The sequence below is a fragment of the Plantibacter sp. VKM Ac-2880 genome, from assembly GCF_015351235.1.
In the GTDB taxonomy this organism is placed as follows: domain Bacteria; phylum Actinomycetota; class Actinomycetes; order Actinomycetales; family Microbacteriaceae; genus Plantibacter.
The window spans coordinates 2,037,865-2,060,851 of sequence record NZ_JADKSJ010000001.1; the positions used below are offsets into that span (position 1 = coordinate 2,037,865).

Annotated in this window: 22 protein-coding genes and 1 pseudogene; 18 read left to right on the top strand and 5 right to left on the bottom strand. The window is 68.4% G+C overall.

Annotation, left to right across the window (positions count from 1 at the left end):
* The first annotated feature begins 62 nt into the window (after positions 1-62).
* The 5 genes from ITJ57_RS09830 (at position 63) to ITJ57_RS09850 (ending at position 5,458) form a co-directional block, all read left to right on the top strand.
* The gene (locus ITJ57_RS09830; RefSeq protein WP_194669848.1) at positions 63-272 is read left to right on the top strand and encodes a heavy-metal-associated domain-containing protein; all 210 of its coding nucleotides are present in this window, start codon (positions 63-65) and stop codon (positions 270-272) included.
* A gap of 32 nt (positions 273-304) precedes the next feature.
* Entirely contained in the window at positions 305-2,608 is a 2,304-nt protein-coding gene (locus tag ITJ57_RS09835) for a cation-translocating P-type ATPase (protein WP_194669849.1), read from the top strand.
* On the top strand, positions 2,605-2,856 hold the full coding sequence (locus tag ITJ57_RS09840; RefSeq protein WP_194669850.1) for a hypothetical protein: 252 nt from the start codon (positions 2,605-2,607) through the stop codon (positions 2,854-2,856). The genes ITJ57_RS09835 and ITJ57_RS09840 overlap by 4 nt, the downstream gene beginning before the upstream one ends.
* A gap of 72 nt (positions 2,857-2,928) precedes the next feature.
* Complete coding sequence (locus tag ITJ57_RS09845) at positions 2,929-5,097, top strand: heavy metal translocating P-type ATPase (RefSeq protein ID WP_194669851.1); 2,169 nt, start codon at positions 2,929-2,931, stop codon at positions 5,095-5,097.
* A 16-nt stretch (positions 5,098-5,113) separates the two neighbouring features.
* Positions 5,114-5,458, top strand: coding sequence for a metal-sensitive transcriptional regulator (locus tag ITJ57_RS09850; protein ID WP_194669852.1), 345 nt, complete (start codon positions 5,114-5,116; stop codon positions 5,456-5,458).
* 105 nt (positions 5,459-5,563) lie between these two features.
* On the opposite strand, the pseudogene ITJ57_RS09855 reads toward ITJ57_RS09850, so the two are convergent.
* Positions 5,564-6,288 (bottom strand): annotated as a pseudogene (locus ITJ57_RS09855) (cytochrome c biogenesis CcdA family protein).
* 31 nt (positions 6,289-6,319) lie between these two features.
* Here ITJ57_RS09855 and ITJ57_RS09860 point away from each other — a divergent pair.
* Both ITJ57_RS09860 and dnaE read left to right on the top strand, forming a co-directional pair.
* Positions 6,320-6,592, top strand: coding sequence for a hypothetical protein (locus ITJ57_RS09860; protein ID WP_056006309.1), 273 nt, complete (start codon positions 6,320-6,322; stop codon positions 6,590-6,592).
* Positions 6,565-9,876 (top strand): DNA polymerase III subunit alpha, encoded by a 3,312-nt coding sequence (gene dnaE / locus ITJ57_RS09865; protein WP_194669853.1) that lies wholly within the window; start codon positions 6,565-6,567, stop codon positions 9,874-9,876. The genes ITJ57_RS09860 and dnaE overlap by 28 nt, the downstream gene beginning before the upstream one ends.
* 76 nt (positions 9,877-9,952) lie before the next feature.
* Here the strand turns inward: dnaE and ITJ57_RS09870 are convergent, their stop codons facing one another.
* Positions 9,953-11,692, bottom strand: coding sequence for a PHP domain-containing protein (locus tag ITJ57_RS09870; protein ID WP_194669854.1), 1,740 nt, complete (start codon positions 11,690-11,692; stop codon positions 9,953-9,955).
* 178 nt (positions 11,693-11,870) lie between these two features.
* Between ITJ57_RS09870 and ITJ57_RS09875 the strand changes: the two genes are divergently transcribed.
* Positions 11,871-12,611 (top strand): hypothetical protein, encoded by a 741-nt coding sequence (locus ITJ57_RS09875; RefSeq protein ID WP_194669855.1) that lies wholly within the window; start codon positions 11,871-11,873, stop codon positions 12,609-12,611.
* 109 nt (positions 12,612-12,720) lie between these two features.
* On the opposite strand, the gene ITJ57_RS09880 is transcribed toward ITJ57_RS09875, so the two are convergent.
* Positions 12,721-12,987, bottom strand: coding sequence for a hypothetical protein (locus ITJ57_RS09880; protein ID WP_194669856.1), 267 nt, complete (start codon positions 12,985-12,987; stop codon positions 12,721-12,723).
* A 247-nt stretch (positions 12,988-13,234) separates the two neighbouring features.
* On the opposite strand from ITJ57_RS09880, the gene ITJ57_RS09885 reads away from it, so the two are divergent.
* Genes ITJ57_RS09885 through ITJ57_RS09900 form a run of 4 tightly spaced genes read left to right on the top strand, consistent with a single transcriptional unit; the run spans position 13,235 to position 15,190 of the window.
* Positions 13,235-13,849, top strand: coding sequence for an N-acetyltransferase family protein (locus ITJ57_RS09885; RefSeq protein WP_370582304.1), 615 nt, complete (start codon positions 13,235-13,237; stop codon positions 13,847-13,849).
* Positions 13,850-13,891: 42 nt separating this feature from the next.
* A complete protein-coding gene (locus tag ITJ57_RS09890; RefSeq protein ID WP_194669857.1) occupies positions 13,892-14,404 on the top strand; it encodes a PaaI family thioesterase in 513 nt (170 codons plus the stop codon).
* Positions 14,405-14,451: 47 nt separating this feature from the next.
* On the top strand, positions 14,452-14,928 hold the full coding sequence (locus tag ITJ57_RS09895; RefSeq protein ID WP_194669858.1) for a DUF6301 family protein: 477 nt from the start codon (positions 14,452-14,454) through the stop codon (positions 14,926-14,928).
* A gap of 52 nt (positions 14,929-14,980) precedes the next feature.
* Complete coding sequence (locus ITJ57_RS09900) at positions 14,981-15,190, top strand: hypothetical protein (protein WP_194669859.1); 210 nt, start codon at positions 14,981-14,983, stop codon at positions 15,188-15,190.
* Positions 15,191-15,248: 58 nt separating this feature from the next.
* Here the strand turns inward: ITJ57_RS09900 and ITJ57_RS09905 are convergent, their stop codons facing one another.
* Together ITJ57_RS09905 and ITJ57_RS09910 are read right to left on the bottom strand one after the other, a co-directional pair.
* A complete protein-coding gene (locus tag ITJ57_RS09905) occupies positions 15,249-15,389 on the bottom strand; it encodes a hypothetical protein (protein WP_194669860.1) in 141 nt (46 codons plus the stop codon).
* Complete coding sequence (locus ITJ57_RS09910) at positions 15,386-16,192, bottom strand: alpha/beta fold hydrolase (RefSeq protein WP_194669861.1); 807 nt, start codon at positions 16,190-16,192, stop codon at positions 15,386-15,388. Before ITJ57_RS09910 ends, ITJ57_RS09905 begins: the two co-directional genes overlap by 4 nt.
* A gap of 267 nt (positions 16,193-16,459) precedes the next feature.
* Between ITJ57_RS09910 and ITJ57_RS19795 the strand changes: the two genes are divergently transcribed.
* The 6 genes from ITJ57_RS19795 (at position 16,460) to ITJ57_RS09940 (ending at position 22,973) form a co-directional block, all read left to right on the top strand.
* Positions 16,460-17,365 (top strand): EamA family transporter, encoded by a 906-nt coding sequence (locus ITJ57_RS19795; protein ID WP_194669862.1) that lies wholly within the window; start codon positions 16,460-16,462, stop codon positions 17,363-17,365.
* A 114-nt stretch (positions 17,366-17,479) separates the two neighbouring features.
* Positions 17,480-18,418: a phosphate/phosphite/phosphonate ABC transporter substrate-binding protein gene (locus tag ITJ57_RS09920; RefSeq protein WP_194669863.1), complete on the top strand. Its 939-nt coding sequence runs from the start codon at positions 17,480-17,482 to the stop codon at positions 18,416-18,418.
* 55 nt (positions 18,419-18,473) lie between these two features.
* Entirely contained in the window at positions 18,474-19,310 is an 837-nt protein-coding gene (gene phnC / locus ITJ57_RS09925) for a phosphonate ABC transporter ATP-binding protein (protein WP_194669864.1), read from the top strand.
* 92 nt (positions 19,311-19,402) lie between these two features.
* Positions 19,403-21,064: a PhnE/PtxC family ABC transporter permease gene (locus ITJ57_RS09930; protein ID WP_370582306.1), complete on the top strand. Its 1,662-nt coding sequence runs from the start codon at positions 19,403-19,405 to the stop codon at positions 21,062-21,064.
* Positions 21,061-22,254: a TIGR03364 family FAD-dependent oxidoreductase gene (locus ITJ57_RS09935; RefSeq protein ID WP_194669866.1), complete on the top strand. Its 1,194-nt coding sequence runs from the start codon at positions 21,061-21,063 to the stop codon at positions 22,252-22,254. The genes ITJ57_RS09930 and ITJ57_RS09935 overlap by 4 nt, the downstream gene beginning before the upstream one ends.
* Positions 22,251-22,973 (top strand): phosphonatase-like hydrolase, encoded by a 723-nt coding sequence (locus ITJ57_RS09940; RefSeq protein ID WP_194669867.1) that lies wholly within the window; start codon positions 22,251-22,253, stop codon positions 22,971-22,973. Before ITJ57_RS09935 ends, ITJ57_RS09940 begins: the two co-directional genes overlap by 4 nt.
* Positions 22,974-22,987: the final 14 nt, after the last annotated feature.

The window sequence follows — 22,987 nt, forward strand, 5'->3', positions numbered from 1 at the left end:
GGTATGATGTTCCCCTGAGAGTACCCCTATGGGGTATCTGGATTGAGTGAAGGAGAACAGTTATGAGCACCACTGAGTACGCGGTGACCGGGATGACCTGCAGCCACTGTGAGCGGTCCGTCACCGAAGAGGTTTCGCAGATCCCCGGCGTCAGCGCCGTTGATGTCTCTGCTGCTTCCGGCCGTCTGGTGATCACGAGCGAGGCCCCAGTGGAGGATGCTGCGGTGCTGGCTGCGGTCGATGAGGCCGGCTACGCCGCGACTCGCGCCTAGCCACCCGCACTTCCCTGACGTTTGGAGATCTGATGCCTCACCCTGATGCGACCGCTGACCATGGCGTGGAACTCGAAATCGGCGGCATGACGTGCGCGTCGTGCGCTATGCGAATCGAGAAGAAGCTGAACCGGCTCGATGGGGTGACAGCGACGGTGAACTACGCGACGGAGAAAGCACGCCTAACCGTCCTGGCCGGGTACGACGAGCAACTACTCATCAGCGAGATCGAGAAGACCGGGTACACCGCAGCCCGGCCGTCAGCGCCGGCCGAGCCGGCCGGCGCTGACGCGCCTGATGCGGAACTGACGAGCCTGCGGAACCGCCTGATCGGTAGCGTGATCCTTACGGTGCCGGTGATCGTGCTCGCGATGATCCCGGTGCTGCAGTTCACGTATTGGCAGTGGCTCTCGTTGACGCTCGCGGCTCCGGTGATCGTGTGGGCGGGCTGGCCTTTCCACAAGGCCGCGTTCACGAACCTGCGTCATGGTGCTGCGACGATGGACACGCTGGTGTCGGTCGGAACGTTGGCGGCGTTCGCATGGTCGCTGTACGCACTGTTCTTCGGCATGGCAGGCATGCCCGGCATGACGCACGGATTCGAGTTCACCGCTGACCCGCTGGGCGGATCGAGCAACATCTACCTTGAGGTCGCCGCCGGGGTGACCATGTTCGTGCTCGCCGGGCGCTACTTCGAGAAGCGTTCCAAACGACAAGCCGGTGCTGCATTGCGTGCGCTGCTGCAGCTCGGCGCGAAAGAGGTCGCCGTCCTCCGCCAGGGGCGTGAGCTGCTGATCCCGATCGAAGAGTTGTCGGTCGGTGATGAGTTCGTGGTGCGGCCGGGTGAGAAAATCGCGACCGACGGCGTCGTGGTCGACGGTCGCAGTGCCGTGGACGCGTCGATGTTGACGGGCGAGTCGGTGCCGGTCGAGGTCTCCGAAGGGGACGTGGTTGCTGGAGCGACGGTTAACGCCGGGGGCAGGCTGGTTGTGCGTGCAACGAAGGTCGGCGCGCACACCCAGTTGGCGCGGATGGCGCAGCTGGTCGAGGACGCCCAATCGGGCAAGGCTGACGTGCAGCGGCTCGCCGACCGCCTGTCAGGAATATTCGTCCCGATCGTGTTCGCGTTGGCGGTCATCACCTTCGCCGGCTGGCTGCTCGCCGGGTGGCCGATCGAGGCGGCCTTCACCTCGGCGGTCGCGGTGTTGATCATCGCCTGCCCGTGCGCTCTCGGACTCGCGACACCGACGGCGCTGCTGGTCGGCACCGGCCGTGGAGCTCAGCTCGGCATCCTCATCAAGGGTCCTGAAGTACTCGAGTCCACTCGCCGTATCGACACCATCGTGCTGGACAAGACTGGAACGGTCACCACTGGGCGGATGAGTGTTCGCCAGGTGCTCCCGGCTGCCGGCACGCCGACCGAGGAGCTGCTGCGGATCGCGGGCGCTGTGGAGCACGCTTCCGAGCACCCCATCGCTCGTGCCATCGCCACTGCGGCCGCCACTCATGGCCAACTCCCACCGGTTGAGTCCTTCCAGAACCGGGAAGGACTGGGCGTCGAGGCGATCGTCGAGCGGCACTCGGTGATCGTCGGACGCGAAAGCCTGCTGGCCGATTGGTCACTGGAGCTGCCCGCGGAGCTCGCCGCGCAGAAGGCAGCTGCCGAAGCCGACGGGGCGACCGCCGTGGCCGTCGCCTGGGACGGTCTGGTGCGTGGCATCATCACCGTCGCGGACGCGGTCAAGCCCAGCAGCGCCGAAGCCATCGCCGAACTGCGCCGGCTCGGTCTCGATCCGATCCTGCTCACCGGCGACAACCGGTCCGTCGCGGACCGGATTGCCAGTGAGGTCGGCATCAGCACGGTCATCGCGGAGGTCCTACCCGAGGGAAAGGTTGACGTGATCCGTCGCCTGCAGGCAGAGGGTCGAAGCGTGGCGATGGTCGGCGACGGCGTGAACGATGCCGCAGCCCTTGCCGCCGCTGACCTGGGGTTGGCGATGGGCACGGGAACGGACGCTGCTATCGAAGCAGCCGATCTGACCCTCGTGCGCGGAGATCTGCGCGTCGCGGGTGACGCTATCCGTCTGGCCAGGCGTACCCTCGGCACCATCAAAGGCAACCTGTTTTGGGCGTTCGCGTACAACGTTGCAGCGATCCCCCTGGCAGCGTTCGGTCTGCTGAACCCGATGATCGCCGGCGCGGCGATGGCCTTCTCCAGCGTCTTCGTCGTCGGCAACAGCCTCCGACTGCGCAGCTTCTCCAGCCGCATCACAACCTCACCGTCACCGACGGCACTCCGAGACACCGCGTCCGCAACCGAAAGGATCGCCGCATGAGCGACAACTGCTGCACACCAACCCACCAGCACACTGCCGCATCCGCCCCAGCAGGCCGTGATCTGCTCGCCGGAACCCCCACCGCGGACGTCGCGGACTGTCCTGTGATGAAGGGCCGCACGGTGGTGAAAGCCACCGCCGAAGCGGCTGGCCTCGTCCGCGACTACGACGGCAACCGGTACTGGCTGTGCTGCGCCGGCTGCGGGCCGGCGTTCGACGCCGACCCAGCCCGCTACGCCACGGCCTAACCAAGCCAGCCTCACCCACTGACGCACCCCCACGGAGCACGTCCCCGAACATCCACCGGCAGAGGAACCACCATGACTGACCACACCGGGCACCACACCCCGACACCCCCGCAGGTGCCCACCGAGCACGCACCAGCACCGCACTGGGAGCACAGGGGACACGCCGGCCACGGCGAGCACCCCGACAAGGCTCACGCCGGGCACGGTGGGCATGCCGGTCACGGGGACCACGTCGGTCAATTCCGACGCCTGTTCTGGATCATGCTCGTGCTCGCGGTCCCAGTCGTGGGGTTCTCGCCGATGTTCGCGATGATCCTCGGCTATCCGCTGCCCGACGCGGCATGGGTGGCGTGGATCTCGCCGGTGCTGGGCACTGTCATGTATGTGTGGGGAGGGCGACCATTCCTCACCGGGGCTGTCGGCGAACTGCGCACCCTGAAGCCGGGGATGATGCTGCTGATCGCGTTGGCGATCACGGTCGCGTTCCTCGCCTCCTGGGGCGCATCGCTAGGGCTGCTGGACCATGAACTCGACTTCTGGTGGGAACTCGCCCTGCTGATCGTGATTATGCTGCTCGGACACTGGATCGAGATGCGCTCCCTCGCGCAGACAAGCTCAGCGCTCGACTCTCTGGCGGCACTGCTGCCGGATGAGGCGGAGCGGGTCGATGGTGACACCACGGTGAGCGTCGCGCCCGCTGATCTGCGCCTTGATGATGTGGTCGTCGTGCGGCCGGGTGGGCGTGTGCCGTCGGATGGGCAGATCGTGTCCGGCTCGGCGAGCATGGACGAGTCGATGATCACCGGCGAGTCCAAGACCGTGCGTCGCGGCGAGGGCGACCACGTCGTCGCTGGCACCGTGGCCACCGACTCCGGCCTGCGGGTGCGAATCACCGCAGTCGGTGAGGACACAACCCTGGCTGGCATCCAGCGCCTCGTCACCGAAGCGCAGAACTCCACCTCCCGGGCGCAGCGCATCGCCGATGTCGCGGCACGATGGCTGTTCTGGTTCGCGCTAGGCGCCGGCATCATCACGATGATCGTCTGGAACCTGATCGGGTTGCCCGACGAAGCCGTCGTGCGCACGATCACCGTCCTCGTGATCGCGTGCCCGCATGCACTCGGACTGGCCATTCCGCTGGTTGTCTCGATCGCCACCGAGCGGGCAGCACGCGGCGGTGTCCTGATCAAGGACCGGCTGGCGTTGGAGAGCATGCGCACCGTCGACACGGTGCTGTTCGACAAGACCGGCACAGTCACCAAGGGCGAACCCACCGTCACCGCGATCGAACCAGTCGGAGACCTGACGGCAGACAACGTCCTCGCCCTGGCTGCCGCAGCTGAGACGGACTCGGAGCACCCGTTGGCGCGCGCCGTCCTGACCGCAGCAACCCACCGAAGTCTGACAGTGCCTCGAGCCACCGACTTCTCCTCCTCGCCAGCGGTCGGCGTCTCCGCGACCGTCGACCGAGCTCGCGTGCAGGTGGGCGGGCCGAACCTGCTCGAACAAGCGCACCGAGCCGAGCTGCAGGTCGCCGACGAGTGGAGGCAGGACGGCGCGATCATCCTGCACGTGCTCCGCGATGGTGAGGTCGTCGGTGCGCTGAAACTCGCCGATGAGATCCGCGAGGAGTCCCGGCAGGCCGTCGACGCACTCCACGCCAGCAACGTGCAGGTCGTGATGATCACGGGCGACGCGGAAGCCGTCGCGAGGTCCGTCGCCTCCGAACTCGGCATCGACCGCTACTTCGCGGGGGTCCGGCCCGAGGACAAGGCCGACAAGGTGAAGGAGCTGCAGAGCGAGCACCGCCGGGTGGCGATGGTCGGCGACGGCGTCAACGACGCTCCGGCTCTCGCACAAGCCGATGTCGGCATCGCGATCGGTGCCGGCACCGACGTCGCGATCGCATCCGCAGGCGTCATCCTTGCTTCATCCGACCCGCGTTCCGTGTTGAGTGTCATCGAACTCTCCCGGGCAAGCTACCGGAAGATGCGGCAGAACCTGTGGTGGGCCGCAGGCTACAACCTCATCTCCGTGCCGCTCGCCGCTGGCGTGCTGGCCCCGATCGGGTTCGTGCTCCCCATGTCTGTCGGTGCGGTCCTGATGTCACTGTCTACGATTGTCGTAGCGTTGAACGCACAACTGCTGCGTCGCCTGCAGCTCGACCCCGAGACGAGCGCCCGCACAGCTCTGGCCCAGAGCACCCACGACGCCCGAACACCCGCCACTGCCACCAGGTGATCGAAGGAAAACTGACATGACCGACACCGCCCCAGTCCAGGACGCTGCACCCGCTGCGGATGCTTCGTCCGAGAAGCCGCATCACGGGTACATCACTGACAAGGACCGCTACCTCGCCCGGTTGAAGCGCATCGAGGGGCAGGCGCGTGGCATCTACAGGATGGTCGATCAGGAGCAGTACTGCATCGACATTCTCACCCAGGTCTCCGCGCTCACGTCCGCGTTGGAGAGCGTCGCACTCGGGCTGCTGGACGACCACCTCAAGCACTGTGTCGTGGACGCCGTCAAGCTTGGCGGTGACGAGGGCGAAGCGAAGATCAAGGAAGCCTCGGATGCCATCGCCCGCCTGGTCCGCGCCTGATCGGGTTGGCTGGGCGTGTGCTCACCGGCATGATCGCACGCCCACACCGCACACCGCACACCGCCCATGAGCGAGCCGACCTGAGTGGTGCAAGCGGTTGTGTCCTCAGATGGGGAGTACGAACCCTCCGATGAGGGCTTGCAGGGAGTAGATCCACGCCGTCCACAGGCCGGAGATCATCAGCACGCCGATCACGATCAGCATCACCCCGCCGGTGATGTTGATGGCTCGGATGTGGCGCCGGAGAAACGCCACGGCAGCGGTCATCCAGTTCAACCCTAGCGCGATGAGGAGGAACGGGATGCCCAGCCCGGCGCAGTAGATCAGTCCCAAGAGCGCGCCGCGCACAATCGAGCCGCTGTTCAGGCTGAGGAGCGAGATCGCTGTGAGGGTCGGGCCGAGGCAGGGTGTCCAGCCCAGCCCGAAGACGATACCAAGTAGCGGTGCTCAGCCAGACCGACGGTTGGACCGGTGGGGAGTTTGAGGGTGCGCTGTAGGAAGGGGACCCCTCAGATGAACACGAGACCCATCAGCACGACGAGGACGCCAAGCAGGCGGGTGACCAGCTCCTGCCACCGGATCAGTCAGGAACCAGCGGCCCCGAACAGTGCACCGTAGGTGACGAAGATGATGGCGAACCCGAGGATGAACAGTCCCACGCCGAGTAGCAACCGAGTCCGGGGTCTGGCACTGTTCTGGCGAGTCATGCCGCCGATGTAGCCGAGATATCCGGGGACCAACGGCAGCACGCACGGGGATGCGAACGAAACGATACCGGCCGCGAGAGCGATCGGGGCGGCGAGGAGGAGAGTGACGTACACTCGCTTCATCGAACATGTGTTCGAATCTGGAGGGTGTGACATGGCGACGATCGTTGACGAGGCAGTGGATGTCGATCTGGCGGCGGATGGGGATCCGACGGCGTTCGTCTGGAAGCGGTTCGAGCACCGTGTCGTGGGTCAGCCTCAGGCGTTGTTCTCTCGCCAGCCGTGGTGGCGGGGTGACGCGTCGCCTGCACGTATCGACATCGAGACGTGGCGGGTCGACGCGGCTCGCGGCGATGAGGAGCCCACGCGCTACGACCTCCGCCGCGACACGACCGGCAGATGGACGCTCGCGGTCGCCTGGACGTGAGCTTCCCGCACCTCCACGTCGCGTCGCACCTCTCTGCGCACTACGGCGTCACCTCGAGTGCGGCCCTCGCCGGTCTCGCCGCTGAGGATGGTGCGTCGTTCCTTGCGCTGACGGATCGCGACGGTCTCTATGGCGGCCCGAAGCACGTCGGTGCCTGCCTTGCTGCGGGTATCGCGCCGGGGCTCGGGGTGGATCTCGCTGCACTGGATGAACAGCTGGAGTCGATCGGCCGTGTGGTCGTCCTCGCCCACGGTCAGAACCAGGGAGCCGGATTCGCCCAACTCTGTCGTGTGGTGAGCGCTGCGCACGGGCGCCGTGATGGGCCTGCGATCCTCCGGGAGGAGCTCGCGGCGGCGCTGGAGGATGAGCCGGCGCTGACGGTGATGCTCGGGCCGGCGTCCGACGTCGGGCAGGCGATCGAGCGTCGCGATCATGCCGCAGCGCGGGTCGCCCTGGACCGGTGGCTCGAGTGGATCCCGGCTGGGCATCTGGTGATCGAGGTGGTCTGTCATCTCACCGACCAGGGCGTGCGCGGGAATGTCGCGGCGGCGACACGTCTGCTGAGCCTCGCGGAGTCGGCTGGAGTCCCTGCCGTGCTGACCAACGCGGTTCGCTACGGGCTCCCGGACGAGGCAGCGACAGCCGACCTCGCTGATGCGGCCCGTTTCCTTCGCCCGCTGGCGGAGCTGGACGATCAGAACGAGTTGCAGGTGAATGGGCAGGCGTGGTTGAAGCCGGCGAAGCAGATGCGACAGATCGCGCGGATGATCGTCGGCGCCGGCACCCACGACGACGGCGCCGTGCAGCGGCTGCTGGGGGAGACCGAGCGCCTCGCGGAACGATGCTCCCTGGATCCGGTGTCCGACGTCGGTTGGAAGCAACCTCGCATGCCGGAGGCCTCGGTGATCGGCATCAGCGGAGACCCCCACCAGGCGCTCTGGCAGCGAGCCCGAGCCGGTGTGGACGAGCGGTACGCACGGCCCGGGATGCCGTCGCTGGAGGACGCGCACCGTGCGCTCGAGCACGAGATGCGCATTGTGGAGCAGCTCGGGATGCCGTCGTACTTCCTCACGGTCGCGAAGGTCGCCGACATCATCCGCGAGATGGGGATCCGCATCCAGGCGCGCGGGTCAGGTGTCGGGTCCGTCCTCAACTACGCGCTGCACACCTCTTCGGTCGAGCCGATCAGCAACGGACTCATCTTCGAACGGTTCCTCTCGCCCGAGCGCACCAACCTCCCGGACATCGACCTCGACGTCGAATCCGCGCGCCGCCACGACGTCTACCGGGAGATCTTCGCCCGCTTCGGGTCCGACCGCGTCACGCTGATGTCGATGACCAACGCCTACCGGTCACGCGGAGCAGTCCGCGACGCCGGCCTCGCCCTCGGCATGGACGAGTCGATGATCGACATGATCGCCAAGCAGATGTGGCGGTTCAACGCGCGCGAGTTCCGCGACGCACTCCGGGACAAGCCGGAGCTCGCCGACCTGGCCGAAGCGGTCCGCGAATCCCGGGAACTCGACCTGCTCGTCGACGTCACGGAACGCCTCGACCGGCTCCCGCGCCACATCAGCGTCCACCCCTGCGGCGTCATCCTCTCCGACACCTCGCTCCTGCACCGCACACCGACCCAGCTGTCGGGTATGGGTCTGCCGATGTCGCAGTATGACAAACACGACATGGACAACATGGGCCTCATCAAGCTCGACATCCTCGGCGTGCGCATGCAATCCGCGATGGCGCACGCCGTCAGCGAGCACGAACGACTGACCGGCGAGACCATCGAACTCGACGCCCTGCCGCTCGACGACGAGCCCACCTACGAACTCCTCCGCTCCACACGCACCCTCGGGGTCTTCCAGCTCGAGTCTCCGGGGCAGATGGAACTCGTCGGCAAGCTGCAACCGGAGGTGTTCAACGACCTCACCGTCGAGATCTCGCTCTTCCGCCCCGGGCCGATGCAGAACAACATGCCGCTGCAGTACCTCCAGGCGCGACACGGCGAGACCATGCCCGACTACATCGACCCGCGGCTCCGCCCGATCCTGCGCGAGACACGCGGCGTGGTCGTGTTCCACGAGCAGGTCATGCGGATCATCGACGAACTCACCGGCTGCGGTCTCGGGCCCGCCGACGTCATCCGCCGACAGCTCGCCGACCGCGGGCGTCTCGCCGGAATCGAGGCGTTCGTGCGCGACCGTGCCACGGCGCGCGGGTTCCGGCCCGCCGTGATCGACAAAGCTTGGACGATCCTCGCCGGCTTCGGGTCCTTCGGCTTCGCCAAGGCCCACGGGGCAGCCTTCGCGCTGCCCACGTTCCAGTCGGCCTGGCTGAAGCGCCATCACCCGGCCGAGTTCATGGCAGGCCTGCTCACCCACGACCCGGGCATGTGGCCCAAGGACCTCATCCTCGCGGAAGCCCGCCACCTCGACGTGCCAGTGCTCCCGATCGACGTGCAGCGCTCGGGGTTGGAGTACGTCGTCGAGATCGCACCCGACGGGCGGCTCGGTGTGCGCATGTCGTTGGTCGAGATGCAGGGAAGCACCGAGAAGGAACGGGCCCGCATTGCCAGGCACCAACCGTTCTCTTCCCTCCAGGACTTCAGAGACCGAGTCCGGCCGCGACGCCGCACCTTCGAGGCGCTGGCCCGCGTCGGGGCGCTCGACGCGTTCATCGACTACATCCCAAGACGTCGCCACGAACTCCTCGCCCACCTTGCCGGTGTCACCACCAGTGCCCAGCTCATCGCCGACGAGCAACTCGCCTTCGAACTCGACCTCCCCGTGCCCGAGCGCAGCACGGTCACCTCGCTCGAGCTCCGAGGCCGGACCCAGACGGACCTCGAACTCCAAGAGATGCGCCTGGCCGTGAACCGCCACCAGATGGAACGGTTCTACCCACTGTTCCAAGAACTCGGCGTCACGCCGGCACGCGACCTCATGGACCTCCCCGGCGGAACCGAGGTCCTCATCGCAGGCGTCCGCCGAGCGACCAACACGCCGCCGATGCGCGGCGGCAAGCGCGTCGTCTTCGTCTCACTCGACGACGGCACCGGCCCGGTCTCCAATGTCGTCTTCTTCCACGACGTCCAGGAACAGATCGGCTCGGGCGTCTTTCAGACCCACTACCTGCTCGTGCGCGGTACGACGAGGCGCTCAGGTGCGCGAGGCGTCTCGGTCACCGGAACGGCGGCCTGGGACCTCTTCACCGCGCAGCAAGATTGGCTGGCGAGTGGGGCCGATCTTGTGGACATCACACCGTTGCGACGGAATGCCGTGTGAAACCGTGCATGCGAGAACCAACGTCCGAGCGGCAATGACCAGGGAGCGCCGTTGGCACAGACCGGGCCCGCCCCGATCAGAGCACGCTGATGAAGATCGGATTCGTGTACAGCCAGGTGTCGGCCCAGGGGTCGGCTGGGGAGATCGGGTACGGCTGAGGCGCCCGCGGGTCGACCTCGGCGCCCAGCGGACCGACCCCGTGCACCTGACCATCGCTGCCACGAAGGCGCACATAGCCGTCCTCAGTGGCCGGCTCGAGCGGCAGCACGACACGGAACGGGGAGTCGCTGCGATCCGTGACGTCGAGCATCTCGACGACCCGGGTGCCGGGTGCGCGCTGCTCGTCACGGTCGGCTGCTGGCCCGGTGACGCGCCCGCGGATCAGGTCGAGGTGCGCCAGTCTCGGCATCGTGCCTCGCGAGGTGGGCGTCGTCGTAGGTGTGACGTCGACCACGAGCTCGAGGGCGGTGCCGCGTTCGACGGCGAGAGTTCCGCCCAAGGTGGCGACGGTTTCCGGCTGGTCGGTAGCGCGGAGCACGACGGAGAGTCCGGCGACGAGGTGCCCGTGGTCGACCCAGAGCCGGCCAGCGCGGATCGCCTCGAGCAGGGAGGCGGACGACCGGTCGACGGCCCCGACATGCGTTCGGCTGAACTCGCCCGGCCAGAAGTCGGCGCCGTTCTGGGGCGTGTCCGTGGCGATCGGGTCGGGTCGACGGCCGGCGCGGTTGAAATTCGCGAGCGTCGCCCCCGCCTCCCAGCCCGGCCCGGTCGGGAAGTCGCCGACGCGCGTCGCGTCGGACTCCTTCAGGTGCAGGTCACTGTTCGTGGTGATCCACCAGCGCCGTCCCTCGCTCAGCAGCGAGTCCCACATGCCGCCGACGACGGCCGTCGTCCAGTCGAAGCCGCCGTGCGTCAGGTACGCCTCCGCGGGGTAGCCGGCGAACGAGAACTCGCTGGGAGCGTTCTCGTACTCGCCGCGCCGTGAGCGGTCGGTCGCGTTCGCGGCGATCGCTCCGGCCTGGGCGCCAGGAGCGCCCTCCATGCCGACGAACACCTCGGGGTCGGCGTCCTGCCAGGCACGGAGCTCTCCGGGCGAGTCGATGCCGAGGCGGCTCGGATGGTTCGCCAGGACGATCACGTCGTCGATGACGCCCGCACGCTTCTGGGCGCCGAGCCAGGCGATCCCGTCGGTCGCGTGCACGAGCCACGCGGCGGCGTCTTCAGTACCAGGGCGCGGTTTCTCCCAGCCGTTGAGCTTGCCGTCGTGATCGAGCTCGAAGCGGCGCAACACGAGGGTCGTGCGGGGCCCCGGCGCGATCAGGACGGTCGCGTGCTCGGCTCCCGGGATGTACCACTCGAGGCCCTGGAGCACGAGCATGTCCGGACGCGCCGCCCGCGCGGTGTCGATCTCGCGTGCCGCGTTGAACACCCCGCCGACGTTGGCATGGCCCGTGTTGCTGTGCTCGGTGAAGGCGATCGCATCGACCGCGAAGCGCTGCGCCTGATCGAGGATCGTCGTCATCGGGTACTTGGCGTCGTGCGAGTAGACCGAGTGCACGTGGTGGTCGAACACCAGCCAGGAGAGCGCGTCCGGGTCGACGGCCGCCGACGCTGATGGCAGCGGCGCGGCGTGGGCGGAGGCCGCACTTCCGAGCCCGTGGGCGGTCGTTCCCACGGCGACCGTTGCGGCAACGGAGGCACCCAGGAAGGACCGGCGGGAGAGGCCGGACCGGCCCGATGCGCCCCGGTCCGCCTCGGGCGCGGAGGATGCGCCACCGGTCGGCGCGGGCTGCTCAGGGCGGGGATCGAAGGGCATGGCATCACTTTCATCGGACGGACGGCCCGATCGTAGGCAGCGGAGGTGAACCTCGGCCCAACGGCCGGTGCCTCGGGTGATGCCAGGCGTTCACGACCCATTCACCTGCGTAGGCCAGAGTCCTGGCGTCGCCGGGTATCGCCGTCTCGGCGGCCCACCGCACCCACCAAAGGTCCCGATGTCTTCCACTGTCCCCGTCATCCACCGTTCTCCGTTCCGTGCCGCAGGGCGCGCCCTGCTCGTCACGGCAGCTCTCAGCGCCAGCGCGGTCCTCTGCCTCGCCGGCGCCGGTGCTGCCGTCGCCGCCTCGGCGCCAGCCGAACCGGCACCGCTCACGCTGCACGACACCGCCGGCGCCGCAGTCACATCAGGTGACGCACGCGCCGTCCCGTCGTTCGGCTCCGCGGTGCTCGCCGCAGGCTGCCCCGCTGACGCGGACGACGGCGCCCGACTCTCCGTGACGGCGGGAGGGGTCGCCGTCGTCACGTCTCCGACCGTCGCGGTGACCGCCGGGCAGCCGATCGAGGTGCCGATGGCCATCTCGTTCCAGGAGGTCGTGGACGGCGGTGTCGAACAGGGCGACGCGACCCTCGCGCTCGAGTGCCTGGTCCTCGAGTCAGGCATTCCGTCGTCGGTGGTAACGGCGGCGACCCTGCCGGTGGCGTTCGCCGCAGGTGTCTGGTCGGTTCCCGGCGCTCAGGTCGAGCCGGTCCCCCCGACGGTCACGCCGACCGCTGCCCCACCCGCGGAAGGCCCTGGAGCGGGGGCAATCACGACACCGCGACCCTCGGCCACAGCACGACCCTCCGCTGACGGAGACCTGGCGCTGACAGGCTGGCAGCTCGGCGGAGCCGTCGTCGTCGCCGCAGGCCTGCTCGCGGGTGGCGCCGCCCTGATGCTGCGCAGGCGGGTGCGTTAGGCGTTCACCATACGGGCTCTGACAGGGCGACCACCGCTCGAAGGACTGCTTGGCGGTGCTGTCCCGCTGGGCCGGGAGGCTGTCGCCGGCAGTGCCCTTGTCCCTGCCGTCAGCGTTCGGCGCGCAAGGCGGTCCACATCACGACGAACGCGGCAGCGATGCCGAGCACGCTACCCGCGAGCCCGACGACCATAGCGGGGTGGCCGGTGTCGGCGAGGCCGATCGAACAGGCGACCACACCGACACCGGACGCCATCAGGCCGACGAAGCTGAACGCCGCGAGGACGAAGCGCTTGGCGGTGCGGGTGGGATCGGGAGCGGGGAGGGAGCGACATCGTGTCTCGTTTCCGCCGTCGCGTCGGCAGCGTCGGCTCATCGGCATCAGGGTAGAGGGCGTCCGGTCGATGCGGCGAGGGGGTTTCCCCGGGGCCGTGCGGGAGGGACTGGGGGACCTCGGAGCGGGCCAGATATGGCGGACGCGCGCGGCCAGTGCTGAGGGAGGCTCGAAGCACGACTCGGCGACGTCGAGCGCCGCAGGCGTTGGCGTCCCCAGGGTGACGCGTGCCAACCTGGCATGAGCGGGGGAGGACGGACGACATGTCGAAGCGATCTGGAGAAGTACGGTGACGGGTGAGTTGGAGCGCGGTGAGGGCGGCGAGCTGGAGCCTGCGTCGATCGTCGGCGACCTCGTGCAGGTGAGATTTCGTCGGGCCGTGCCGGCGGACGCTGCTGCAGTGCTGGCGCTTTTCGATGAAGCGATCGCCTGGTTCGTCCGGATCGGCAACACCCGGCAATGGGGTACCGAGCCGGCATCCGGGCAGGAGCGCTGGATCACTCGTGTCGAGCAGTGGTGTGCCTCATCCGACACCTGGGTCGCTGAGCATCCCGGGGTCGGCGTCAGCGGAGCACTCGTGCTGGGCGAGGCGCTCGAGTATGTGCCGGCCGCCACCGAACCGGAGGTGTACGTCCGCGTGTTGATCGGCTCGCGCGACCCGCGGGTGAAGGGCACGGGTCGCCGCTTGCTGGCTCTCGCCGAGGAGCGCGCGCAGGCCGCCGGGGTCGGTCGACTGCGGGTCGACTGCTACGCCGGAGGATCGGGGGATCTCGTCCGATTCTACGAGGCCGCAGGCTTCGAGCGTGACGTGACGTTCAGGGTCGGAGACGGTATCGGCGCGTGGCCGGGCCAGGTGTTGACGCGCCGAGTCGACCAAGCTGGTCGTGCCCATCTCATCTCATGAGTGTCTCCGGGGCTGCCGCAGCGCAACAGGCGACAATGGGGGATGCAGAGCGACGAAGCACCTCCCGTACGCCGGCGGACGATCGAATGGCAGGACCCGATGATCGGCGCCGCGCGGCTCGCGGAGATGACCGGGATCGACTACCTCCAAGCCATGATCGACGGGGTCCTGCCGCCGCCGCCGATCGTCTCGCTCATGGACATGACCTTGAGCTCGGTCTCGTACGGCAGTGCCACGTTCCTCTGCGAGCCGAACGAGTCGCACTACAACCCGATCGGCGCCGTGCACGGCGGGTTCGTCTGCACCGTGCTCGATTCGGCTGCGGGCTGTGCGGTCCAGACCACGCTGCCCGCCGGCGTCGGGTACACCTCGCTGGAGATCAAGGTGAACTACTTGCGGGCCGTGAGTGCCACATCGGGGCAGCTGACCGCCGTGGGGACCGTCACCAAACCGGGATCACGGGTCGCGTTCGCCGAGGCCGTGATCACCGACGCGGAAGGCCGGGTGGTGGCCACAGCGTCCAGCACGCTGCTCGTCTTTCCCATCCCGGCGTGAACCGACCTGTTCGGTCCTGCGCTCCCGGGCGCTTGTAACATCACCGGATGACCACACTTGCCAAAGTCACAGACGTGCAGCTCGATGCCGTCTGCGAAGCCTTCGCCTCTGTGTCATGGCCGCTCGGCCGCGACGACTTCGCGACACTCGCGTGGCGCCTCGGGTGGCAGCCCAAGGCGCAGACGTCGAGCGGCGTCCAGCACCGTTCCGGATACCCCGTGAACCTGCCGACCATTCGTTCGCTCATCGCAGACCAAGCGATATCCCAGGTCACGATCGCGGTCTCCGATAAAAGCGACGACACGACGGGGCTGCGGAGCGCCGCCCTCGAGGTGCAGTCGGCGCTGAGCCGGCGCCTCGGTCAGCCCTCCGGCGCCCATGCCGGAGACCACTTCTGGGAACTGGACAACGGCGGCAGGATCTGGCTCAAGACGGTACCGAAGAAGGTGCTGCTCGTCATCGAGGAGCGGCGTTTCGCCGATGTCGAACGGCGCGAGGAGCGTCCGGATCTCGGCTCCGATTGAACGTCGACGATCGCGCATTGCGGTTGAGCGGCTCCTGCTGCACGCTGGTGGCGTGGCGGAGTTGTCGAGGAGCCGGGGCGAGGTCGTCGGCGCGCTACTCGTGGTCGCGGCCTCGGTCGCACTCATCGTCGCCGCCTTCGCCTTCCGCGCGGGAGACGATCTCGCGTTCTTCGTCCTGATCGCCGCGTTCGCTGCGGGTACGACGGGCTTCGGTCTGCACATCGCGAGCCGCGAGGCCCGCTTCCGACGCGAGAAGCGCTGACCTGCGGGACTCGAGCGGCGACGCAGCGAGCTCGAGCGGAAGCTCGCCCGACCGAGGTTCAGCTCGAGCGGGCGAGCAGGTCGGTGACTCCCTGGCCTGTCAGCTCGGCGCAGGACGCGGCGCGACCCGCCATCGCGATGACGAGCGCCAGAGAGCACGGGACTGCCCCGTCGTTGATCTTGTTCTTGTTCTCGTTCATCGATCCTCGTCCAGTGCGTCCAGGAACCGCAGGATCGCTGTCGTGACGGCCTCGGGAGCATCTTGCGACGGCACGTGCCCAGCGTCAGGGATCACCACCTCGCCGTTCTCCTCGTGCTCAGCCCAAGCGGGCATCGCCTTCGCGATGTTGCCTGTTCGATCTTGCGCGCCTCGGATGAGGCACAAGGGGATCGGTGTGCGATAGAGAGGTGCGGGTCGGACGAATGAGACGGTCGCTTGCCAGATCGCGAGGAAGTCTCGCTTCGGCACCCGTGAGAAGGCCCGCATCAAGTCCTGCTGTGCCGTGTCCGTGACGGCCGAGGCCCGGGCCATGAGGCCTGGAAGTGTGCGCGCGGGGATGAGGCTGAGCGCGGGAGCTGCCAGGTGAAGCAGTCGCCGCTCCATCCACCCCAGTGGCCCGGAGTTCCAGGTTGCGTTGATGACGACGAGACCCGAGTATGCCTCCGGTTCCCGTCTGACCATCTCCTGGGCGATGTTCCCGCCGAGGGAGTGACCGACCAACACGGGATGGTCCAGGCCGAGCTCGGATATGAGTGCTTCTGCATCTGTGACGAACCGGTCTGCCGTGATTCGCGAGCTGTTGGGCCTCGACAGCCCGTGCCCCCTCATGTCCCAGACGACTGCGCGGCGACCCGAGTTCACCACGGCGCTGGCTTGCTCCTCGAAGGACACATGGTCTGCTCCAGCGCCATGCAGAAACAGAACCGCCTGCCTGGCGGGCCCTGAGTCCCGGAAGGCCACCGAACATCCCTTCAACGGCAGCACCGCATTCAGATTGACCATGTCCTGAATCTAACGACTCCCGCCGATGCGCCGGTCGAACCGTGCTCGTGGCCGCAGCGCACCAGACGGTCGCAACCCGAGTGTTCACCTCGCCCGTCACGCTCCTCTGCTAGCGTCGTCCGCGATAGCGCCTAGGGTTCCGGAGCAGCAGTGCTCGGCTGGTCCGAGCGGCGCCACGGTCGAAGCCCATGCGACGGCCGTCATCTGACAGGACAAAAGCCCGGAGGACCCTCCTTCGTCGCGCCCGCGACCAGGAGAAGGGTCGTCGTGTCCTCGCTCGCTGTCCTCATCGTCCTCTCCGCCGCCGTTGCCCACGCGGCCTGGAACGTCCTCGCCCACGGGGTGAGTCGCATCGGGCTGCCGTTCCTCTGGTGGGGCGCCGTGATCAGCACCGTGCTGTGGGCCGGCGTCATTCCGTTCACCGGGGGAATCGGATCCGGCGGGCCGGACGGCTCGGGTGATCTCGCCGGCTTCCTCCTCGGCGCAGGCGTGTCCGGGGTCATCCACGTGGGCTACATGCTCGTGCTCCAGAAGGGCTACGCGACCGGCCGTCTTTCGACCGTGTATACGACCGCCCGGGGGACCGGGCCGACGATCAGCGTGGTGGTCGCCGTGCTCCTGCTCGGCGAACGACCGTCGGGTATCGCGTTGATCGGCGTGGTGGCGATCCTCGCGGGCGTCGTCGCCGTCGGACTCGCCGACCGGGGGACACCCGGAGGGCCCGATGTCCGGATGGCTGGACATCGGCGGCGCGTCGACCCGGGCGTCCTGTGGGGTCTCCTCACTGGCGTCGCCATCGCCACCTACACGATCTGGGACGCCCACGCCGTGCGCACCTGGGAGCTCTCGCCGGTCGCGTTCATGGTCGGCTGCACGCTCATCGAGATCCCGATCTACTCGATCTCGCTCGGCCGCCGCCGCCGAGAACTGGCCGGCGTGCTGCGACGGCACTGGCCCCGACTCCTCGCCTTCGGCGTGCTCTCGCCGCTGTCCTACATCCTCGTGCTGATCGCCATCACGATGGCGCCGGTGGCGCTCGTCGCGCCCATGCGGGAGATCAGCGTGGTGCTCGTGGCCCTGTTCGGCGTCGTCGTCCTGCGCGAGGGGAGACCTGGGTGGCGGATCGCCGCCTCGCTGATCGTGGTCGTGGGCGTGTTGCTGCTCGCCGGATAAGTGTCGAGATAGGCACACAAGAGATGAACTTCGCCTGAACTGAAGCAACATAGGTATATTTGTTCGCGGCTGCGTGTCACGATGCTGACGTCCCCTTCACACCGAAAGGCCGTCATGACCCTCCGCCGTTCGCAGCTCGCCACCGCACTCGCAGGTGCAGCGCTGCTCACCACCGTCCTCGCCGGATGCTCCGCCTCCGCAGCCTCCACCTCCACGGGCTCAGCCTCCGCAGGCTCGGGTGCCGGGACCTTCGCCGTCGACGAGAACACGCTCGTGTTCGGTGTCGTGCCGGACTCGGTCGAGACCGAGACCAATTACCAGCCGCTCATGGACTACATCGCCAAGGAGACCGGCAAGAAGGTCGAGTACCACGAGTCCACCGACTACGCGGCCCTCATCGAGGCCTCGATCGCGGGCCAGATCGACGTCGCCTCCTTCTCGGGCTTCACCTACGTCACCGCCTCGAACAACGGAGCCAAGCTCACCCCGATCTCCTCGATCGTCACCAAGGAGGGCCAGGAGCCCGGCTACTACTCCCAGGCCATCGTCCCGAAGGGGAGCGACATCACCGATCTCGCCGGCTTCACGGGCAAGAAGGTCTGCTTCGTCGATCCGTCCTCGACCTCGGGTTATCTCTTCCCCAGCTACAACCTCCTCGAGGCCGGTGTCGACCCCGAGAAGGACATCACCCCGGTCTTCGCCGGCAAGCACGACGTGAGCGTCACCAAGGTCGGCGAGGGCGTGGAGTGCGAGGCGGGCTTCGCCGAGGACAGCGAGGTCGCCAAGTCCGACAAGGTCACGGTCATCGCCGAGACCATGGTCCCCGGCGCGCCCATCGTGATGTCGAGCACCCTGCCCACCGAGGTGCAGTCGAAGCTGACCGACGTGCTGTCCGACGTCACCATCGACCAGATCATCAAGGCCGGGGTCACGTCGGCCGACTCCGACGGCTTCCGCAGTGTCTTCTACGAGACCAAGCCGGTCGACGACAAGTACTACGACACGATCCGCGACATCTGCAAGAAGACGAACGCCACCCAGTGCAAGAGCTGACCCGGCCCGGCTACTGAGCCCTCCACCCACTGACGAACCCGACCCGGAGACTCCCATGACGAATCCCGCCACACCGACCGAGACCGTGGTGCGACTGTCCGACGTGACGAAGCGTTTCGGCGCGACCCTCGCACTCGACGGCGCATCGCTCGAGGTGCAACGAGGCGAGATCGTCGTCCTCCTGGGACTCTCCGGGTCGGGCAAGTCGACCCTGCTCCGCCACCTCGACGGGCTCGAGCAGCCGAGTGACGGCACCGTCGAGGTGCTCGGCCAGCTGGTGCCCGACCTCACCGGCCGACGACTCCGCACCCTGCGCAGCAGAGTCGGCTTCATCTTCCAGCAGTTCGAGCTCGTCCCTTCGCTCACCGTGCTCGAGAACGTGCTCACCGGGTCGCTCGCCACCGTCCGCGGCCCGCGCCTCGGCCTCTGGTCGTACGGCCGAGCCGGCAAGCTCGCCGCGCTCGGGCACCTCGATCGCGTGGGACTGCTCGACCGCGCCTACCAGCGGGCTGACACCCTCTCCGGCGGCCAGCAGCAACGTGTCGCCATTGCGCGCGCCCTCATGCAGGACCCGGAGATCCTCCTCGCCGACGAACCGGTCGCCTCACTCGACCCCGAGTCGAGTGACCAGGTGATGGCGCTCATCCGCGAGATCGCCGTCGACCGCGGCCTGACCGTGGTGTGCAGCCTCCATCAGGTCGATCTGGCGCTCAGCTGGGCCGATCGCATCGTCGGTCTCCGTCATGGGCGGGTCGTGCTCGACACGCCGACCGAGGGACTCAGTAAGCCACAGGTGATGGAGATCTACGGCCGCGTCGCCACCACCACCAGCGAACTCCACGCCATCGAGACCGAACTCCTCGTCGACGCCGTGAGCGAGACCCCGCGATGAGCGCTGACACGCGCACTCGCCCCGGACCCCGGACGGGCCTCCGGATCACGGAGGGTCCGGGGGATCTTGCCGGGCGCGCCCCACGCCGCTCCGTGTCACCTGAGCGCGTCGCCGCCGTCCTGACCCTGCTCGCTCTGCTGGCAGCGTCGGTCGTTGCGCTGAACAGCATCGGGATCGATCCGGCACGGATGGCCCAGAGCTGGTCGAACGCCGAACGGTTCTTCGGCCGCGTGGGCGCCATCTCCTTCCCCGACCCCGGCGAGTTGCTGTACCTCACCGGCTTGACGCTCGGGCTCGTGGTCTGCGGCACCCTCCTCGCCGCGGTCATCTCGGTGCCGATCGCGTACCTGGCCGCGTCCAACACCACGCCCGGCACCGGGTGGCGTGCGTTCGCCCGCTTCTTCGGCGTGCTCGCCCGCGCGATCCCGGATGTCGTGTTCGCCATGGTCTTCGTCCTGGTCTTCTCGCTCGGGACGCTCCCCGGGATCCTGGCGATCGGTATCCACTCCATCGGCATGATCTCGAAGATGTTCGCCGATGCGATCGAGCAGGTCGACGAGGGCCCCCGCCTCGCCATCCGGGCCGCCGGAGGCAGCCGGATGCAGGAGTTCACCGCCGGCGTGCTCCCGCAGGTCATGCCCTCGTGGGTGGCGACCGTGCTCCACCGCAACGACATCAACCTGCGCGGCTCGGTGATCCTCGGCTACGTCGGCGTCGTCGGCCTCGGCATGCAGATGTCGTTCGCCTTCAAGTCCCTCGACTACGGCCTGGGCCTCGGATACGCCGTCGTCATCTTCGTGCTCTGCGTCGTGATGGAGATCGTCTCGAGCGCGGTGCGCGCCGCCATGCTCGGCATCGCACCCACCGGCCGTGGGGTGGGCGACCGGGTGCTGCGCGGCATCCGCCGTGGCCGCAACGCATCGCGGCAGGGCACCTCGGACGGTCAGGCCCCCGTCGCGACGGCCGCGGACGCACTTCGGCGTCCGTGGACGGCGACCCGCGTGCGGAACGCCACCTGGGGCTGGCTCGCCGTCGCCGTGGTGGTCGGCAGTGTCCTGATCTGCGACATCCAGTGGCGCGACCTCCTCACCGTGTGGGCGAAGATCCCGGCCGTCGCGGTGCAGTTCTGGCCGCCGTCGTTCGGCAGTTACGAGCTGTCGACCATGACCGACGCGATGGTCGAGACGATCGCGATCGCCCTCGCCGCCACCCTCCTGACGCTCGTGGTCTCGATCGTGGTCGGGTCGCTCGCGGCACGGAACGTCGCACCGAGCCGGGGCGTGCGCGGCGGGATGCGGTTCCTGCTCGTCGCCGTGCGCGGCATCCCCGAGATCATCCTCGCCATCGTGCTCATCGTCATCTCCGGGCTCGGCACCCAGGCCGGAACCATCGCCCTGGCGATCGGCGGCGTGGGACTGCTCGGCAAGCTCATCGCCGACTCCTTCGAGGAGGTCAAGGCCGGCCCCGAGCGCGCGCTCACCGCCGCCGGTGCCTCCCGGCTCCAGGTCTACGCCGGCGCGACCGTCCCACAGGGTGTCCGCGCGCTGATCGGTCACACCTTCTACATGCTCGACACCAACATCCGCGCGGCGACCCTGTTGGGCATCGTCGGCGCCGGGGGAGTCGGCTACTACCTCCTCAACGCCAGCCAGGGTTCGAACTACGGCATCGTGACCGCGATCGTGCTGATGATCCTCGTCACGGTGCTCGTCGTCGAGGGGATCGCCATCTGGATGCGGCGGGTTTTCCGATGAGCGGCGCCGCAGGGGGAGTCTCCGCAGCTCCGGAACGCTTCGACGTCGTTGTGGTGGGCGCGGGCATCGTGGGGCTGGGCGCGGCCCTCGCCGCCGTCGACCGCGGCCGCTCCGTGCTGGTGGTCGACCGCGCGTCCGAGATCGCGGGGGCGAGCATCCGGAACTTCGGTCACCTCTGCTTCACCCCGCAGTCGGGCGTCGCCCGGGACTACGCCGCGACGTCGCGGAAGCTCTGGCTGCGGCTGGCCCGCGACGCCGGCTTCTGGATCGACCAGGCCGGCACCCTCGTTCTCGCCCGCCACGAGGACGAGCTCGCGCTGCTCCGTGAACTGGCCGAACGACGACGCGCCCAGGACGAAGGCGAGGCGCCCGAGGTCGAGCTGCTCACCGCGTCCGACGTCGAGGAACTGGCCGCGTTGCCTGCCGGCACTGCGGTCGGTGGCGCCAGACTGCCCCGCGACCTGCAGGTCGACCCCCGGTTCGCCGCCGACGCCATCCGCGACCATCTGGCCGCGCGCGGGGTCGTCTTCCGGATGCGCACCGCAGCCGGGCGGATCGTCGGCGGTCGCGTCGAGACCAGCCGCGGCCCGGTCGACGCCGGTCTCGTGGTCGTCGCCGTCAACCACGACATCGACCAGCTCTATCCCGAGCTCGCCGAACGCCGCGGCGTCATCCGGTGCGGCTTGGACATGCTGCGGGTGACCGCCGACCTCCCGCGTCCGCTGGGTGGCCCCCTGCTGACCGGTTGGTCACTCATCCGGTACAGCGCGTTCGCCGGGCTCCCGGGCTCCGCCGCTGTGCGCGAGCGCCTCGGGCGGGAGCGGCCCGAGCTGGCCGCCCTCGACCTGAACCAGATGTACACGCAACGGCCCGACGGGTCGCTCATCGTCGGCGACAGCCACTGGAAGGGGGAGACCGTCCCACCGTTCCAGCCGGAGGCCGCCCCGGAGGCGTTCCTCGCGGAGTTCCGGACGCTCTTCGACCGTGACCCGGCCGTGGTCGAACGGTGGCAGGGCGTCTACGCCACGGGGCCCGAGGAGTTCCTCATCGAGGAGGTCGAGCCGGGCGTGCTGGTCACCGTCGTGACGACCGGCATCGGCATGACCACCGGCCTCGGGCTCGCCGAACACGTCGTCGGCGGCCATCTCGACACCCACTCCCGTCCGCTGACAGAAAGCACGAGACCATGACCATCACGACCACGACCGCCACGATCCCCGACAGCCCTGCGGGGGTCCCCGTCGAACTCGTCGTGCTCGACATGGCCGGCACCACCGTCGTCGACGACGGCATCGTCGAGCGCGCCTTCGAGCGTGCCGCGCGCCGCACCGACCTCGACACGCGACGCCCGCTCGAGGAGTCGCTCCAGTACGTCCGCGACACGATGGGGCAGTCGAAGATCGAGGTCTTCCGCCACCTCACCGGCGGGGACGAGGACGCTGCTCAGGCCGGCAACGAGGCCTTCGAAGCCGCCTACGCCGAACTCATCGACGAAGTCGGCGTCGACCCGATCCCCGGGGCGTCCGACGTGATCGCCGGACTCCGCGCGTCGGGGCTCAAGGTCGCACTGACGACCGGGTTCTCGCCCGCCACCCGCGACGCCGTGCTCGCGCGCCTGGGCTGGGAGGTCGACGTCGCCCTCTCGCCCGCCGATGCCGGCCGAGGCCGCCCGGCGCCCGACCTCGTGCTCGCCGCACTCATCGCCACCGGAGCGACCTCGGTGGGCTCCGTGATCGTCGTCGGTGACACCACCAGCGACATGCGTTCCGGGCGGAACGCGGGTGCAGGGCTCGTCGTGGGTGTGACCACCGGTGCGCACACCAGGGACCAGCTGACCGAGGCCGGGGCCGACGTGGTGCTGGACAGCGTCCGGCAGCTGACCGCCCTTCCGCACCTGGCCGCGCGGTGACGCTCACCCACGAG